The sequence below is a fragment of the Spiractinospora alimapuensis genome (assembly GCF_018437505.1).
In the GTDB taxonomy this organism is placed as follows: domain Bacteria; phylum Actinomycetota; class Actinomycetes; order Streptosporangiales; family Streptosporangiaceae; genus Spiractinospora; species Spiractinospora alimapuensis.
Genome location: NZ_CP072467.1, coordinates 2,133,997 through 2,147,024, shown reverse-complemented (window position 1 = coordinate 2,147,024; position 13,028 = coordinate 2,133,997). Strand labels below are relative to the sequence as shown.

Below are 13,028 nucleotides of genomic sequence, written 5' to 3'. Positions count from 1 at the left end.
TCCGCGGAGGAAACTCGCGTCCCAACGGAGATTGGGGCGAACCGGGTCTTGGGCGGAGGCGGATCCTGCGCTAGAACTTGAGACAGCGGCCCCGGCGGGAAGGTGGCGCGGAATCCCGGGAACAACTGAGGAATCCCTTGACGCGACGCTGGTTACGTGACGCTGAGACACAGGGCTTCGGACCGGACAATCTCCCCTTCGGAATCTTCGCGCCTCCCGGTGGGACGCCCCGCGTCGGGGTGCGCGTCGGGGGCCGTGTGCTGGACGTGTCCGCGATCCTGCCCGACCCCGAGTTCGTGCGACCCTCACTGAACGCCTTCATGGCCCGCGGTTCCACCGCGTGGCGCGCCGCGCGCTCCAAGATCGGCGGACGGTTCTCGACCGCGGAGAAGCGCCAGGTACTCGAGCCGCACCTCCACCCACTCGACCAAGTGTGTCTCTACGCACCGTTCGACGTCGCGGACCTCTTCAGCTTCCGCGGATCCCTGGACTACCTGCGGGCGACGGCTACCGGGGCCCCGCGCGGTGGCGTCACGGACCCGTGTTTCGCGCCCCAGGGCGCGCACGGCTGCTCCGCGACCGTGGCCCTGTCCGGCCAGCCCGTCAACCGTCCGCTCGGAATCACGCGGGAAACGGTGGCCCCGTCCCGCCTGACCACCACCACGCAGCTCGACATCGGGGCGTGCCTCGGCTTCGTCGTCGGAGCCGGGTCCGAGATGGGGCGGCAGGTGAGCACGGGGGACTTCGCCCAACACGTGTTCGGCGTCGTGCTCGTCGGTGAGTGGACGGCACACGACCTCGTGCAGGACGCCGCGCCGTCCGGCACCGTTCGCACTCCGACCGTCGCCACGTCGATCAGTCCGTGGGTGGTTCCCCTGGACGCCCTGGGCGCCGCCCGAGTCCCCGGACGGGGCCAGGACCCGCCCGTCCCTCGATACCTGCGCCGCGTCGCGGACTGGGGTCTGGACGTCACCATGGATATGCGGGTCAACGGCGCGTCCGTCGCCCACCCCTCGGCGGCGTCCCTGTACTGGACCGGGGACCAGATGCTCGCCCATCTGACGAGCAACGGCGCCCCGCTGCGTACCGGCGACCTCTACACCTCGGGGCCGGTGTCCGGACCGGGCGAAGGGCGACAGGCCTCCCTTCTGGAACTCACCCACGGCCGCGCCGATGACCCGGCGGGTCGCTTCCTCCGCGACGGGGACACGGTGACCATCACGGCCCAGGCGAAGGGGCTGGCGGGAGGAATCATCAATTTCGGGGAAGTCACCGCTACGGTCACCGAACCTGTCTCGACGTCCGGTGGCCAGCGGATCGCGGCCGGGTGAGTTCCCAGCGGAGATGAGGGGTGTTCGGGCGGACCGTCCGCGGGGGACCCGTCGTGGGGTGCGGTGTCGCCCAGACCGGTGGAGTGCCCACCTTCCCCGCGTGGAGCCCACCGTCGCCTTCGTTGGCCGACTCGGCGCCGTTTGAGTCCCGGGCCTCGAGCACCAGAGGGGCCGACGGGGAGGTCGTGCCGGGTGCCGTTCTGGATCCGCGTTGGACCACGTGCCCCCTGTCGGCACGCCGACCGTTCCGTCGCGGCCCGGAGCCGCCGAGTTTCACGGCGTGAGCGTTGTGGGGGTGGTCCGGCGGGCCGGACCGGCTCTCGGAGCAGGCCTTCCGCAAGCGTGGAGGCCCGAGGTAGCGGGCGACGCCCGGGAGCCACGTGGGTTCGTGGGCATGGCCCCGTCGGTCTTTCGGGCGTAGTGTCCCGGTGCTCATCCGCGATCGCGGCGGCCGGTCCGTCGGTACTCAGCGGGGCAGTGGTGGCGAGCGCGCCAGAGGTTCCTCGAGGGAGGGTCGTCGCCCGGACCGTCGTCCTGAGGAGCGGTGCCCGGCCGGGGCGCGGGTGCGCGGGTCGTGATCGACCCGGGAGGTATCACCGCCGGCCGGTTGGGTGATCCGCGAGACCAGGGGGCCGCGCGCCGAAGGCCCGGGACTTCGCGTCGGGACATGAACCGGCCCGCCACCGCAAGCGGTGGCGGGCTCAGTGACGGGCCGGATCAGGCCCAGGGAAGAAGCTGCCAGAACGAGGGACGCGCGTCCTCGTTCTCACCCTCGGCGGCGTCAGCCTCGGTGGACTCCGCCTCCGTCTCGGACGCGATGCCGAGCTCCTCCGCGCAGACCCCGGCGGCGTTCTCCAGGGCTTCCTGCGTGGCCTGCTCCTCGGTCTGCGCCGCGTCGGCCTCCTCTTGGAGTACCTGGTCCACACAGGTCAGGAAGGAGGCCTCCAGCTCCTCATCCAGCTCCGGGAGCTGATCCAGGCCCAGGTCGGAGAGCTCGGTCTCCGTCCCGTCCTCGGTCACACCCTCGGTCACGCCTTCGGCGTCAACACCGGTCTCCGCGTCCTGGACGCCCTCCTCGAGAGCCTCCCCGGCGTCGGTTTCCGTCGCCTCCTCGGTCGCGCCCTCGACCGACTCCTCGGTCTCGGTCACCGCGTCCGAGTCGGACTCCTCCTGGCCGACGTTGGAGACCGGGTCGGTCTGGTGCTCCTGCGACTCGGTCTCGCCCGCCTCGGCCTCGGCGTCCTGGGCGGATTCGGTCGACTCGGTGGCCGCGTCTCCCTCAGCGGCCTCCGCTCCCTCAGCGCCTTCGGCGGCCTCGCCGGCCTCGCCGGCTTCGGTACCTTCCTCGGTGCCCTCAGACTCCGCGCCCTCGGTTCCCTCGGTCTCGCCGACGGTTCCTTCCTCGGTCTGCTCGGCGTCGGACTCCGTGGCCTCGGACTCCTGGGTCGCGCCTTCCTCGGCGGAACCGTCCTCCGCCTCAGCGCCCGCCTCGGCCTCCCCAGCTTCGGTACCTTCCTCGGCGCCCTCTTCCGCGCCCTCCTCCGTGGCGCCGCTCTCCTCGGCGTCCTGGACGGCCGCGTCGATGGCGTCCGCCCCCACGATCGACGAGGAGAACTCGCGAAGTTCGGCCGAGTCCCAGCGCTCAGGCAGCAGGAACACCGTCACCGCGGACCCCGGCTCCTCGACCCAGAACAGGTCTCCGGTCTCGGCGGAGTGGTACGCCTCCTGCTCCCCGACGGTGACCCGCTCCAGCGAGGCGTCGTCGAGGTGGGCGTACTGCGAGGCCCGGAGGTCCTCCAGATCGGTGATGGAGTCGGAGCGCAAGCTCGTGACCTGTCCATACACCGCCGATCCCCGTTCCCAGGAGATCTGGGAGGACCGGTTGCCCTGGTTGTCCGTGCTCGAGGACGCCCGTACGTCCAGTTCGGACAGTCCCTGGGGCAGTTGCCCCAGTTCGTAGCCGTCCAGGGAGTAGGCGTCCTGAGACTTCTGGCTCACGACCGGCCAGGCCTGCGGCTCCTCGGCGGCGGCGGTGGACGCCAGTAGTCCAAAGCCCACCACAGAAACCGACGCGGCACCGGCGAGGGCCGCCCACCGCTGATGCGATCTACCCATTTCCGACCTTTCATGCGACGGGTTGTCGCTCTTCTCAATCACCCATGAGCGGCACGCCATGGGCCGTCTCTCTCAAAATCTCACACTGGGTAATCAATTGCTTACAACTTGCCCGACGTGTCGTGATTCGCCCATACCTCCCTAAGTGGCGAAAGGGCATCGAGCCGTGCGGAACGCGCGTAGGGGGCGGAATTCGGGCGCGCAGGGGATGGGGTCCCTCGCCGGCGACCGTCGCGCACGGCGCGCCGCGAAGGCGACACGGACTGAGGGATCCCCCGTGGACGGAGACGAAGCGACCAGACTCAAGGAGCGACACACACAGTCACACACGGCGGAGGCCTCGTGGGCGGAGAGTGGTTGTTCATCGGCTTCGCGGTGCTGGGGGCGTTCTTCATCGCCCTGGGCGCGGCGCTGCAGGAACGGGACGCGGTGCGTGCCCCCGGCCGTGCGGTCTCCCGGATCTCCATCCTGCTGCACCTGTGGCGCCGACCCCAGTGGCTGCTCGGATCGGCGTCGATCGCCGTCGGTGTCACGTTGCATCTGTTGGCGTTGGGAGGCGCACCGCTGACCATCGTGCAGCCGATCGGTGTGTCGGGGCTGGTCTTCGCGATCTTCGTCGCCGCCGCCCTCAACCGCCACCGCGTGCGCTGGAGCGAGATCGCCGCGGGCGGCGCCGTCACCGTCGGTCTCGTTGGCCTCGTCTCGGTGTTTCCCGCCGAGACCCGGACCCCGGAGATGTCGCCGGTCCTCGCCACGGTCCTGTCACTCGTGATCGGCGCGGTCGCCGTGGCCGTCCTCCTGGGTGCGTCGCACGTACCGCCCGCACCCCGTGCGCTGTTGTTGGCCGCCGCCGCCGGAACGTGCCTCGGGGCCACCTCCGCGTTCGCAAGAGTGGTGGCGAGTCAGACCCTGCAGGACTTCCGGGCGGTGCTGGACTGGCTCGTCGTCCCCGCCATCCTCCTTGCCGCGATCGGAGGACTCCTGCTCCAGAACGCCTACCGGACCGGTCACTTCTCCGCCGCCTACTCGACCCTCCTGCTTACCGACCCCGTCACCGCCGCGACCATTGGCATCGCTGTGCTGGGGGAGCAGATTCCACAGAACCCGCTGGAGCGGGTCGGCGGGGCCGCCGCCGCGGTGCTCGCGGTCGTGGGGACGATCCTCCTCACGCGCGCGATCTACCGGAACCCCGCCGCACGGCGTGCCGGCAGCGACGCGAACACGAACGGAGAGCAAACTGGCACCGGGGGTGACAGTAGACCGTGACGCTACAGTCCAACACAGTGGGTGCCCAACGCCCAGGCCGTCTTGTCCGGGTCCTGATCGGTGCCGACACCTATCCACCCGACGTCAACGGCGCGTCCTACTTCACGCGACGCCTCGCCGAGGGATTGGTCGGACGGGGTGCCGAAGTACACGTGGTGTGTCCCTCGGACACCGGGCCTCCAGGAAGTAGTCAATCCGCCGGGGTCCACGTCCACCGGATGCGGTCCGTCCGCCTTCCGATGCACCCCAGCATGCGCGCGGTGCTCCCGTTGGGGCTACGGGGCACCCTCGACCTCATCATCGAACGGGTCGCGCCGCACGCCCTCCACGTCCAGGGACACTTCCCGCTGGAGCGCGCCATGGTGTACGAGGGACGGCGTGCCGGTCTTCCCGTGGTCCTCACCAACCACTTCATGCCGGACAACCTGTACTCCTACACCTCGGTGCCCAAACGGCTTCAGGGCACCGTCGGCCGTCTGGCGTGGCGCGACATGATGGGGGTGGCGGAGCTCGCCGACCACGTCACCACACCCACGATGCGCGCGGCGCAGCTCCTCAAGGAGCAGGGCTTCGCCGGCGAGGTGGAGGCCGTGTCCTGCGGGATCGACCTCAGCCGATTCCATCCCCGGGAGGGGCAGCGGGCATGGGCGCGGCGCCGGCTGCGCCTGCCGGACCGCCCCACGATCGTCTTCGTCGGGCGGCTCGACCCGGAGAAGCGCATCGACGAGATCATCCGTGCCCTGCCCTTCCTCGCCGAGCATCACGACGCCCAACTCGCCCTCGTGGGTACGGGGCAGTGCCGGGCCAGCCTGGCCGCGCTCGCCCAGTCGCTGGGGGTGACCGACCGGGTCCGGTTCCTGGGCTTCGTGCCCGACGAGGAGCTGCCGTTCGCCTACAGCGCCGCGGACGCGTTCGCCATCGCGAGCGTCGCGGAGCTACAGAGCATCGCCACCCTGGAGGCCATGGCCACAGGTCTACCGATCGTCGCGGCCGAAGCCATGGCGCTGGGACATCTCGTGCACCCAGGCCACAACGGTTTCCTCTACCCTCCGGGCGACGTGGAGAGCCTGACACTCTCCCTGAGCGAGATTCTCGGCGACCCCGAGCGCCAGGCCTCGATGGGGGCGGCGAGCCGGCGCATGGCCGGACAACACGACCTCTCCGCGTCACTGGACCGGTTCGTGGAGATCTACACCGGGACGCGGCCAACGCCCGGCGGAGCCGCCATGCTGCGCGCGGGCGACTCCGGGGGAGACGGTCAGAGCCACGGCTCGGGCGGCGATCCGGCACAACCGGGTGCCGCGCTGTACAGCATGTTCAGCGCGTTGACGGGGCGGTTGCGGGGGACACACAGCCGATGAGTTGACCGATTCTTTGCAGGTATCGCCGAATTATCACGGTCCGCAACTGGATACATCCAAAGTGTGCGGTTTTTTGGGGGGATGGGTGCTGGAGGTACACGAATCCAGGCACTCATGACACGCGTCAGTCGGCTCGAGGCCGACGCCCGTTCCCATTCCGAGATCATGGACACCTACCGGGGGTTACACGCTGAGCTCGATCGCCAGGTGGAGAAGCTGGAGAGCGAGCTCGGGGTCGCCCGACAGGAACGACTCGAAGCCTACAACCGCTGGTGGCGGGCCCGGGAGGATCACAACCGTTGCCTGCATCTGGCGACCCGGTTCCGGCGTCGACTGGAACGGTGGCAGCAACGCCGGCGGTTGGGGGTCCTCGAGGAGGACGGACCGGTCGAGTTCGGGGGACCGTCGGCTACGACGTGACGTGCGCCAGCGACTCCCGCAGCTCGCGAGCGGCGGTGTGGACGGCGCGCAGTGTGATGTCGATCGAGGGACGACGGATGCTCGTGGCGCGCGCGACCGCGTACACGTCGCGCCGAGGCACGAGTCCCGGCAGCGGTCGACACACCACGTCGGAGGAGTCCGTGCTCAGGACGAGGGACGGCACCGCGGCGATGCCGGTGCCCCGGGCGACCAGGCTCAGGATGGTGCTGAGCCCTTCGAACTCCATGGTGGCCGACGGCGTCGCGTCGATCTCGGCCAGGATGCGGTCGGTGGCGGATCGGGACGGTTCACCGCTCGGCGTGGTCAACCACGGCGCGGCGCGGAGCTGGGGAACGTCGAGGGGGCGTTCGAGGTCCGCCAGGGCGTGGTCCGCCGGGACGACGAGCACCATCGGGTCGTGGAACAGGTGGTAGAAGCGCAGCACGCCGGACTGGTCGTCCGGAGTTCGGCCTGACCAGTCGTCGACCAGGGCGATGTCGACCTCGGCGCGGGTGACCTGACGCGCGCCGTTAGCCCCTCGGGTCTGGCGCAGGATCAGCTCCAGGGTGGGGTGCTGGCGCAGGTTGTGGGCCAGGGTGGGTGCGAAGGCCACGGCCGCGGTCGGGAAACCGGTGACCACGACCCGCCCCAGCGGAAGGTCGGCCTGTTCCTGGAGTACCGACTCCGCCGCCTCAACCATCGCGAGAATCTGCTCGGCGTGTCCCACCAGCATCTTTCCGGCGTCGGTGAGTTCCGCGCTGCGTGCCGTTCGATCCAGCAGCGGCGTTCCGGCCTCGCGTTCGAGCGTCGCCAACTGTTGGGAGACGGCGGACGCGGTGTATCCCAGGGCATCCGCCGTGCCGGCGATGGTGCGACGAATGCTGAACTCGTACAGAATGCGGAGCCGCCGAAGGTCGAGCATAAGCTCAGCTTACCCTCACCATCGAAAAGACGCGCTTGTACTGATGGGTGTTCCCGGGCAGGCTTGAAAGTGGCTGGTTATGGCGCCAGTGAGCAACGAAGCCACCCGAGTGGAGTGAGACCCCTTGATGCCAGTGACCGTGTCCGCGACCCTCGCCGCCAACGAAGCGCTCGCACAACGTCGTCGTCAGGGACTGCCGGTCATCCCCATGGCCTTCGGCGAAGCCGGACTGCCCGTGCACAGCACCATGTGTGCCGCGCTGGCCGCGGGAGGTGACCACAACGCCTACGGTCCGGTCGCGGGAACCGCCCAGCTTCGCACCGCGGCGGCCGGGTACTGGGAGCGGCGTGGACTGAGCACGGACCCGGACCTGGTCGTCGCGGGCCCCGGCAGCAAGCCGCTCCTGTACGCCCTGATGCTGACGCTCGGCGGCGACGTCGCCATGGCGAGTCCAAGCTGGGTCAGCTATGCCGCGCAGAACCGTCTCGCCGGGCAGAACCCACTGTTCGTCCCCACCCCGCCCGCACAGGGTGGCGTCCCCGAGCCCGACATGCTGGCCACCGCGGTGACCCAGGCGAGGGCGGACGGACGCGAGATCAGCGCGGTGATCGTCACCCTGCCGGACAACCCGACCGGCACGCTGCCCGAGCCGGAGACAGTGCGGCGGCTGGCGCGCGTCGCCCGTGAGCTCGACCTGGTCATCATCTCCGACGAGATCTACCGCGACCTCGTCCACGACGACGCGACGCGACTCGTCAGCCCCGCCACCTACGCTCCCGAACGCACGGTCGTCAGCACGGGACTCAGCAAGAACCTCGCTCTCGGTGGGTGGCGCCTGGGCGTCATGCGTTTCCCCGACTCCGACCTCGGGTGGGAACTGCGGACCGGGATCCTGGGTATCGCCAGCGAGATCTGGTCCAGCCCCGCCGGCCCGATCCAACAGGCCGCCGCCTACGCGCTGGACGAGCCGGTCGAGATCACCGACTACATCGCACGCGGCCGGCGCCTGCACGGCAACGTCGCCCGCGCGGCGGCCGACCGGTTCGCCGCGGCCGGGGCGCTCGTCGTTCCCCCGCAGGCCGCGTTCTACCTCTACCCCGACTTCGAGGTGTGGCGGGAGCGCCTGGAGTTGAAGCACGGCGTCACCACGGGGACCGAGCTCTGCCGATTCCTCATGGACACATACGGCCTGGGCCTGCTGCCGGCGTCGGCGTTCGGCGAGGAGGACGGTGCCCTGCGTACGCGGGCCGCGGTCAGCCTGCTCTACGGCGACACCCAGGAAGAGCGCACCGCGGCCCTGTGGTCGGACGACCCCACGGCGCTTCCTTGGATCCGAACCCACCTGGACCGCCTCAGTGAGGCCCTCGACGACCTGAACGAAGAATGACCACGAGCAGCTGATCCAACGTGGGTCCATCCACGTGAACCGGTCCCGGAGCAGGGGCACCGTGTCGGGGGCGTCCGCGGAGGACGCCCCCGACACGTGTGTGTGGGCTCCGTCGTCCCTTCCCTGTCGTGGTGGAGGTCCCCGCATCCCTCGACGCGGATGGTCACGATGCTCGAAGTCGGGGACACGCTGGTCTATCGTTGACGCGCGATCCGCCGGTCGTACCCCACCATCTGGGACTTTTTCCTATGTCGAGGGAGAACCAATGACGCTGCAGGAGTGGACCCAGCGGGTCAACGCCGAACTCGGAATGGCGGATGAACTCGCCAAGGACGACATTGATCGATTGTTGGCGGTCGCCCGTGACGCCGCGCATTCGGTCGCGCGACCAGCCGCGCCCCTGACGACCTATCTGTTGGGCGTCGCGGTCGGTCGGGGAGCGGACCCGGTGGAGACCGCGGAGCTCTTGCAACGCCTGGCGTTGGCACAGAAGGACGAGTCGCCGGACTCCTCGACCCGCTAATCGACGGCGCGGGATTCGGAAAGGGTTGAAACCGGGGCGACGGGTAAACGTAATGACCTAGTTACTGCGTCCTGTCACCCTATTGCGCAGCGTCGCAGAGATACCTCGGCCACATTCTCCGCTTTCCCCGGGCGGAGGCCCTGTTTTTGGGTTAGGAACGGGTCGCTGTCCACAGAGGAGCGCGTTACATGGATCAGACATCGGGTGCCACAATGTTCTCCGCGACAGTCGTTCCCGAGTCCGGCCTCGACCGGTTATCGAGCATCCTGGGCGTGCTCTCCGACATCGTCTGGGGACCGTTCGTTCTCATCCCCCTGCTGTTGCTCACCGGGCTCTACCTCACCGCGCGGCTGAAGGTCCTACAGATCCGGACCCTGCCGCACGCGTTGTGGCTCGCGTTCTTCCGCCGCACCGAGAAGGGCGCGGAAGGCGACATCAGTCATTACCAGGCGTTGAGCACGTCGCTGGCGGCGACGGTCGGGGTCGGCAACATCGCGGGTGTGGCGACCGCCATCGGGATCGGTGGGCCCGGGGCGCTCTTCTGGATGTGGGTCACCGGCCTGCTGGGGATGGCGACCAAGTACTCCGAGGCGTTGCTCGGCGTGAAGTACCGCGAACGCGACGCCCGAGGCCAGCAGGTCGGCGGACCCATGTTCTACCTCACCAACGGGGTTGGCGGCGCCTTCGGCCTCCTGCTGGGTACCTTGTTCGCCCTCTTCGGCGCGATCGCCGCGTTCGGCATCGGCAACGGCGTACAGTCGCACGAGGTCGCCGGTGTCGTCGAGCGCACCTGGGGTGTGGACACCTGGATCACCGGCGCCGTCCTGGTCGTCCTGGTCGGCGTCGTCATCATCGGTGGGATCAAGTCGATCGGCCGCGTCACCGCCGGCATCGTCCCCGTCATGTGCATCGCCTACGTCTTCGCCGGCATCGCCATCCTGATCATCTTCGTGGGTGACCTGCCGGACGCCATCGCGCTGGTCTTCTCCGCGGCCTTCACCGGAGAGTCGGCCGTGGGCGGCCTGTTCGGTTCCGCGCTGCTGCTCACCATCCAGATGGGCATGGCGCGCGGGATGTTCTCCAACGAGGCGGGGCTGGGCAGCGGCGCGATCTCGGCGGCCGCGGCGAAGACCGACCAGCCGGTGCGTCAGGCGCTCGTCCAGATGACGCAGACGTTCATCGACACGATCATCGTGGTCTCGATCACCGGTCTCGTGCTCGTGGTGACCGGCGCGTACAACGCTACCGACGCGGACGGCCTCGACGGTGCCGTGCTCACGAGCTGGGCGTTCGAACAGGGCGTCGGAGGTACCGGCACCCTCATCGTCGCCGTGGGCGTGGTCCTCTTCGCCTACACCACGATGCTGGGTTGGTCCTACTACGGTGAACGGTGCCTCGTGTACCTGGTGGAGCGCCTCTTCGGAGTCCGCGACGAGATCGTCACCAACGTCGTGGTCTACGCCTACCGGGTCCTCTTCGCGGGCTTGCTGTTCGTGGGGGCGGTGGTCGAGGCGGACCTCGTCTGGACGTTCTCCGACATCGCCAACGGACTCATGGCACTGCCCAACCTGCTCGGACTGTTGCTCCTGTCCGGCGTGGTGGCGCGGGAGACGAGCAAGTACATGGGGATACCGAACTGGAAGGACCCCAACGCCCATGTCATAACGGACGTGCGCGGCAACGGAGGCTGGCGCCCGGCCGACTGATCCCAGAGAGAAGGAGGGTGGGGGCGACCATCGTCGCCTCCACCCTCCTTAGTCTGTGGCCGCGACGGCCACGCGGCGGAGCCGGCGCGGCGTTCGGGGTGTCCGACCTCCAGACCCTCGGTCCCGAGGGCGGAGCCTGTGTGGACACGGTCACCGTCAGATGGAGTCGTCCTCCGGGCGTGGCCACAGGGCATAGAAATGGTGCACCGGTCCCTTACCGTGCCCCACCTCGAGTTCGTCCGCGTGCCGTAGCGCCTCGGTCAGATAGTCCTTCGCGGCGTGCAACGCGTCGTAGGTGTCGCGATGCTGGGGAAGCAGCGCCGCGATCGCGGAGGACAGAGTGCAGCCGGTTCCGTGGGTGTTTTTGGTGGAGATGCGTTCGGCGGAGAGGGCGATGGGTTCGGTGTTGGGGCGGATCCATAGGTCGGTGCTGGATTGGCCGCCGAGGTGGCCGCCTTTGACGAGGACTTGTTTCGCGCCTTGTTGGAGGAGGCGTTGTCCTTGTTCCGCGGCGGTGGTGAGGTCTTGGCCGGGTCGTTCTCCGAGTAGTTCGCCTGTCTCGGGAAGGTTGGGGGTGAGGAGGTCGACCCGTGGGAGGAGCAGTTCACGGACGGCGTCGATCGCGTCCTGGGCGAGCAGCCGGTCGCCGCTCTTGGCGATCATGACCGGGTCCAGCACCACGCGTGGGGGTGCGAATCGTTCCAAGGCCTCCGCGACGGCCGTGACGACGTCGGCGTTGACCAGCATGCCGATCTTCACGGCGTCGACACGGACGTCGGTGAACAGGGTGTCCAACTGCTCGGCCACGAACGACGCGGGAACCTGATGGATCCCGGTGACACCCGTGGTCGACTGGGCGGTCAGCCCCGTGACCACGGCCATGCCATACGTGCGCAGAGCAGAGAAAGCCTTCAAATCCGCCTGGACACCCGCGCCGCCGCTGGGGTCGCTACCTGCGATTGAGAGGATGTTATAGGTCACTGTGACTGTTTCCGGCTCCCTGGGGCGTCTTTCACGGATGTCCGCTTCCCCGCACTCTAACGTGTGGACGCACCGACCTGCTCGTGTGCCACTCGCTCGTTGCGACGCTTCATCTGGTGTTCCAGTACGAGAATGAGCGCGACGACGCCGAAGCCGATGGCGATCAGGCCGCCCAGCAACGGCAGGGAGTCCAGTGTGGGCATCAGTGGTGTTCGGTCCTCCTCCTGCCAGGGCCACAGCGCGCGCAGGGAACCGGCGAGAAGGCCGGTCATGACCACGAGGGTGATGCGGTGGTAGTGCTCCAGCAGCCACTGCAGCAGCTTGACGAACAGGGACAGTCCCACCGCCGCGCCGGCGGCGAAGATGGCGATGTAGCCAAGGTCGCCGTTGTTCAACGCGTTCATGGTCGTCGTGTACAGACCGATGGACAGCAGGATGAACGAGCCAGACGCGCCGGGCATGACGAGTGCGCAGATCGCCACCGCGGCGGCGAAGAAGATGAGGACCGCCGGTGGGTCGTCGATCTGACCGGGGGGCAGGCCGCTCAGGGTGAAGCCCACGGCGCCGGCGGCCAGGGCGGCGAGGAACTGGCCCACACCCCAGTGCCGACCCGACATGGAGTAGGGGACCCACAGAGATGCCAGAACCAGACCGAAGAACACCGCGAACGACGCCGCCTCGTGCTCCTCGATGATGGGAGTCAGCGTGCGTGCGGCGACCAGGGCGGCGATGACCATCCCAACGGCCACGGGGACGATCACGCCCCACTTCGCCTTGGCGAACTCCTGCCCGGCTCGTCGCAGTCCACGGCCACGCGGCACGTCAGCGACGACCATCTTGATCCCGCTGATCACGTGTCCCGCCGAGGTCACCAGCGACTCGAAGACTCCGGTGATCAGCGCGACGGTGCCGCCGCTGATGCCGGGAAGAACTTCCGCGACGCCGATCAGGGCGCCCCGCACGGCGTTGAATCCGTGGGACAGGACGGACTTCGGTGATGAGGACATTGGATTCCG

Annotated in this window: 11 protein-coding genes; 7 read left to right on the top strand and 4 right to left on the bottom strand. The window is 68.8% G+C overall.

Annotated elements, in window-relative coordinates:
* Positions 1-137 precede the first annotated feature (137 nt).
* Entirely contained in the window at positions 138-1,331 is a 1,194-nt protein-coding gene (locus tag J4H86_RS09790; RefSeq protein ID WP_236543196.1) for a fumarylacetoacetate hydrolase family protein, read from the top strand.
* 717 nt (positions 1,332-2,048) lie between these two features.
* On the opposite strand, the gene J4H86_RS09785 is transcribed toward J4H86_RS09790, so the two are convergent.
* Complete coding sequence (locus J4H86_RS09785; protein ID WP_236543195.1) at positions 2,049-3,446, bottom strand: putative sodium/potassium/calcium exchanger; 1,398 nt, start codon at positions 3,444-3,446, stop codon at positions 2,049-2,051.
* Between the two features lie 342 nt (positions 3,447-3,788).
* Between J4H86_RS09785 and J4H86_RS09780 the strand changes: the two genes are divergently transcribed.
* The 3 genes from J4H86_RS09780 (at position 3,789) to J4H86_RS09770 (ending at position 6,493) form a co-directional block, all read left to right on the top strand.
* Complete coding sequence (locus J4H86_RS09780; RefSeq protein WP_236543194.1) at positions 3,789-4,712, top strand: DMT family transporter; 924 nt, start codon at positions 3,789-3,791, stop codon at positions 4,710-4,712.
* Between the two features lie 17 nt (positions 4,713-4,729).
* The gene (locus tag J4H86_RS09775) at positions 4,730-6,073 is read left to right on the top strand and encodes a glycosyltransferase (protein WP_236543193.1); all 1,344 of its coding nucleotides are present in this window, start codon (positions 4,730-4,732) and stop codon (positions 6,071-6,073) included.
* A gap of 114 nt (positions 6,074-6,187) precedes the next feature.
* Positions 6,188-6,493, top strand: coding sequence for a hypothetical protein (locus J4H86_RS09770; RefSeq protein ID WP_236543192.1), 306 nt, complete (start codon positions 6,188-6,190; stop codon positions 6,491-6,493).
* On the opposite strand, the gene J4H86_RS09765 is transcribed toward J4H86_RS09770, so the two are convergent.
* The gene (locus J4H86_RS09765) at positions 6,483-7,415 is read right to left on the bottom strand and encodes a LysR family transcriptional regulator (RefSeq protein WP_236543191.1); all 933 of its coding nucleotides are present in this window, start codon (positions 7,413-7,415) and stop codon (positions 6,483-6,485) included. The two genes, J4H86_RS09770 and J4H86_RS09765, sit on opposite strands and share 11 nt — an antisense overlap.
* Before the next feature lie 127 nt (positions 7,416-7,542).
* Between J4H86_RS09765 and J4H86_RS09760 the strand changes: the two genes are divergently transcribed.
* The 3 genes from J4H86_RS09760 (at position 7,543) to J4H86_RS09750 (ending at position 11,031) form a co-directional block, all read left to right on the top strand.
* Complete coding sequence (locus J4H86_RS09760; protein ID WP_236543190.1) at positions 7,543-8,802, top strand: pyridoxal phosphate-dependent aminotransferase; 1,260 nt, start codon at positions 7,543-7,545, stop codon at positions 8,800-8,802.
* Between the two features lie 265 nt (positions 8,803-9,067).
* Positions 9,068-9,325: a DUF6457 domain-containing protein gene (locus J4H86_RS09755; RefSeq protein WP_236543189.1), complete on the top strand. Its 258-nt coding sequence runs from the start codon at positions 9,068-9,070 to the stop codon at positions 9,323-9,325.
* 212 nt (positions 9,326-9,537) lie between these two features.
* Positions 9,538-11,031, top strand: a complete 1,494-nt coding sequence (locus J4H86_RS09750) for an alanine/glycine:cation symporter family protein (RefSeq protein ID WP_449451346.1) — start codon at positions 9,538-9,540, stop codon at positions 11,029-11,031.
* 156 nt (positions 11,032-11,187) lie between these two features.
* Here the strand turns inward: J4H86_RS09750 and thiD are convergent, their stop codons facing one another.
* Positions 11,188-12,012, bottom strand: a complete 825-nt coding sequence (gene thiD / locus J4H86_RS09745; protein WP_236543187.1) for a bifunctional hydroxymethylpyrimidine kinase/phosphomethylpyrimidine kinase — start codon at positions 12,010-12,012, stop codon at positions 11,188-11,190.
* Between the two features lie 56 nt (positions 12,013-12,068).
* Positions 12,069-13,019, bottom strand: a complete 951-nt coding sequence (locus J4H86_RS09740; protein ID WP_236543186.1) for a DUF368 domain-containing protein — start codon at positions 13,017-13,019, stop codon at positions 12,069-12,071.
* Between the last annotated feature and the right edge of the window lie 9 nt (positions 13,020-13,028).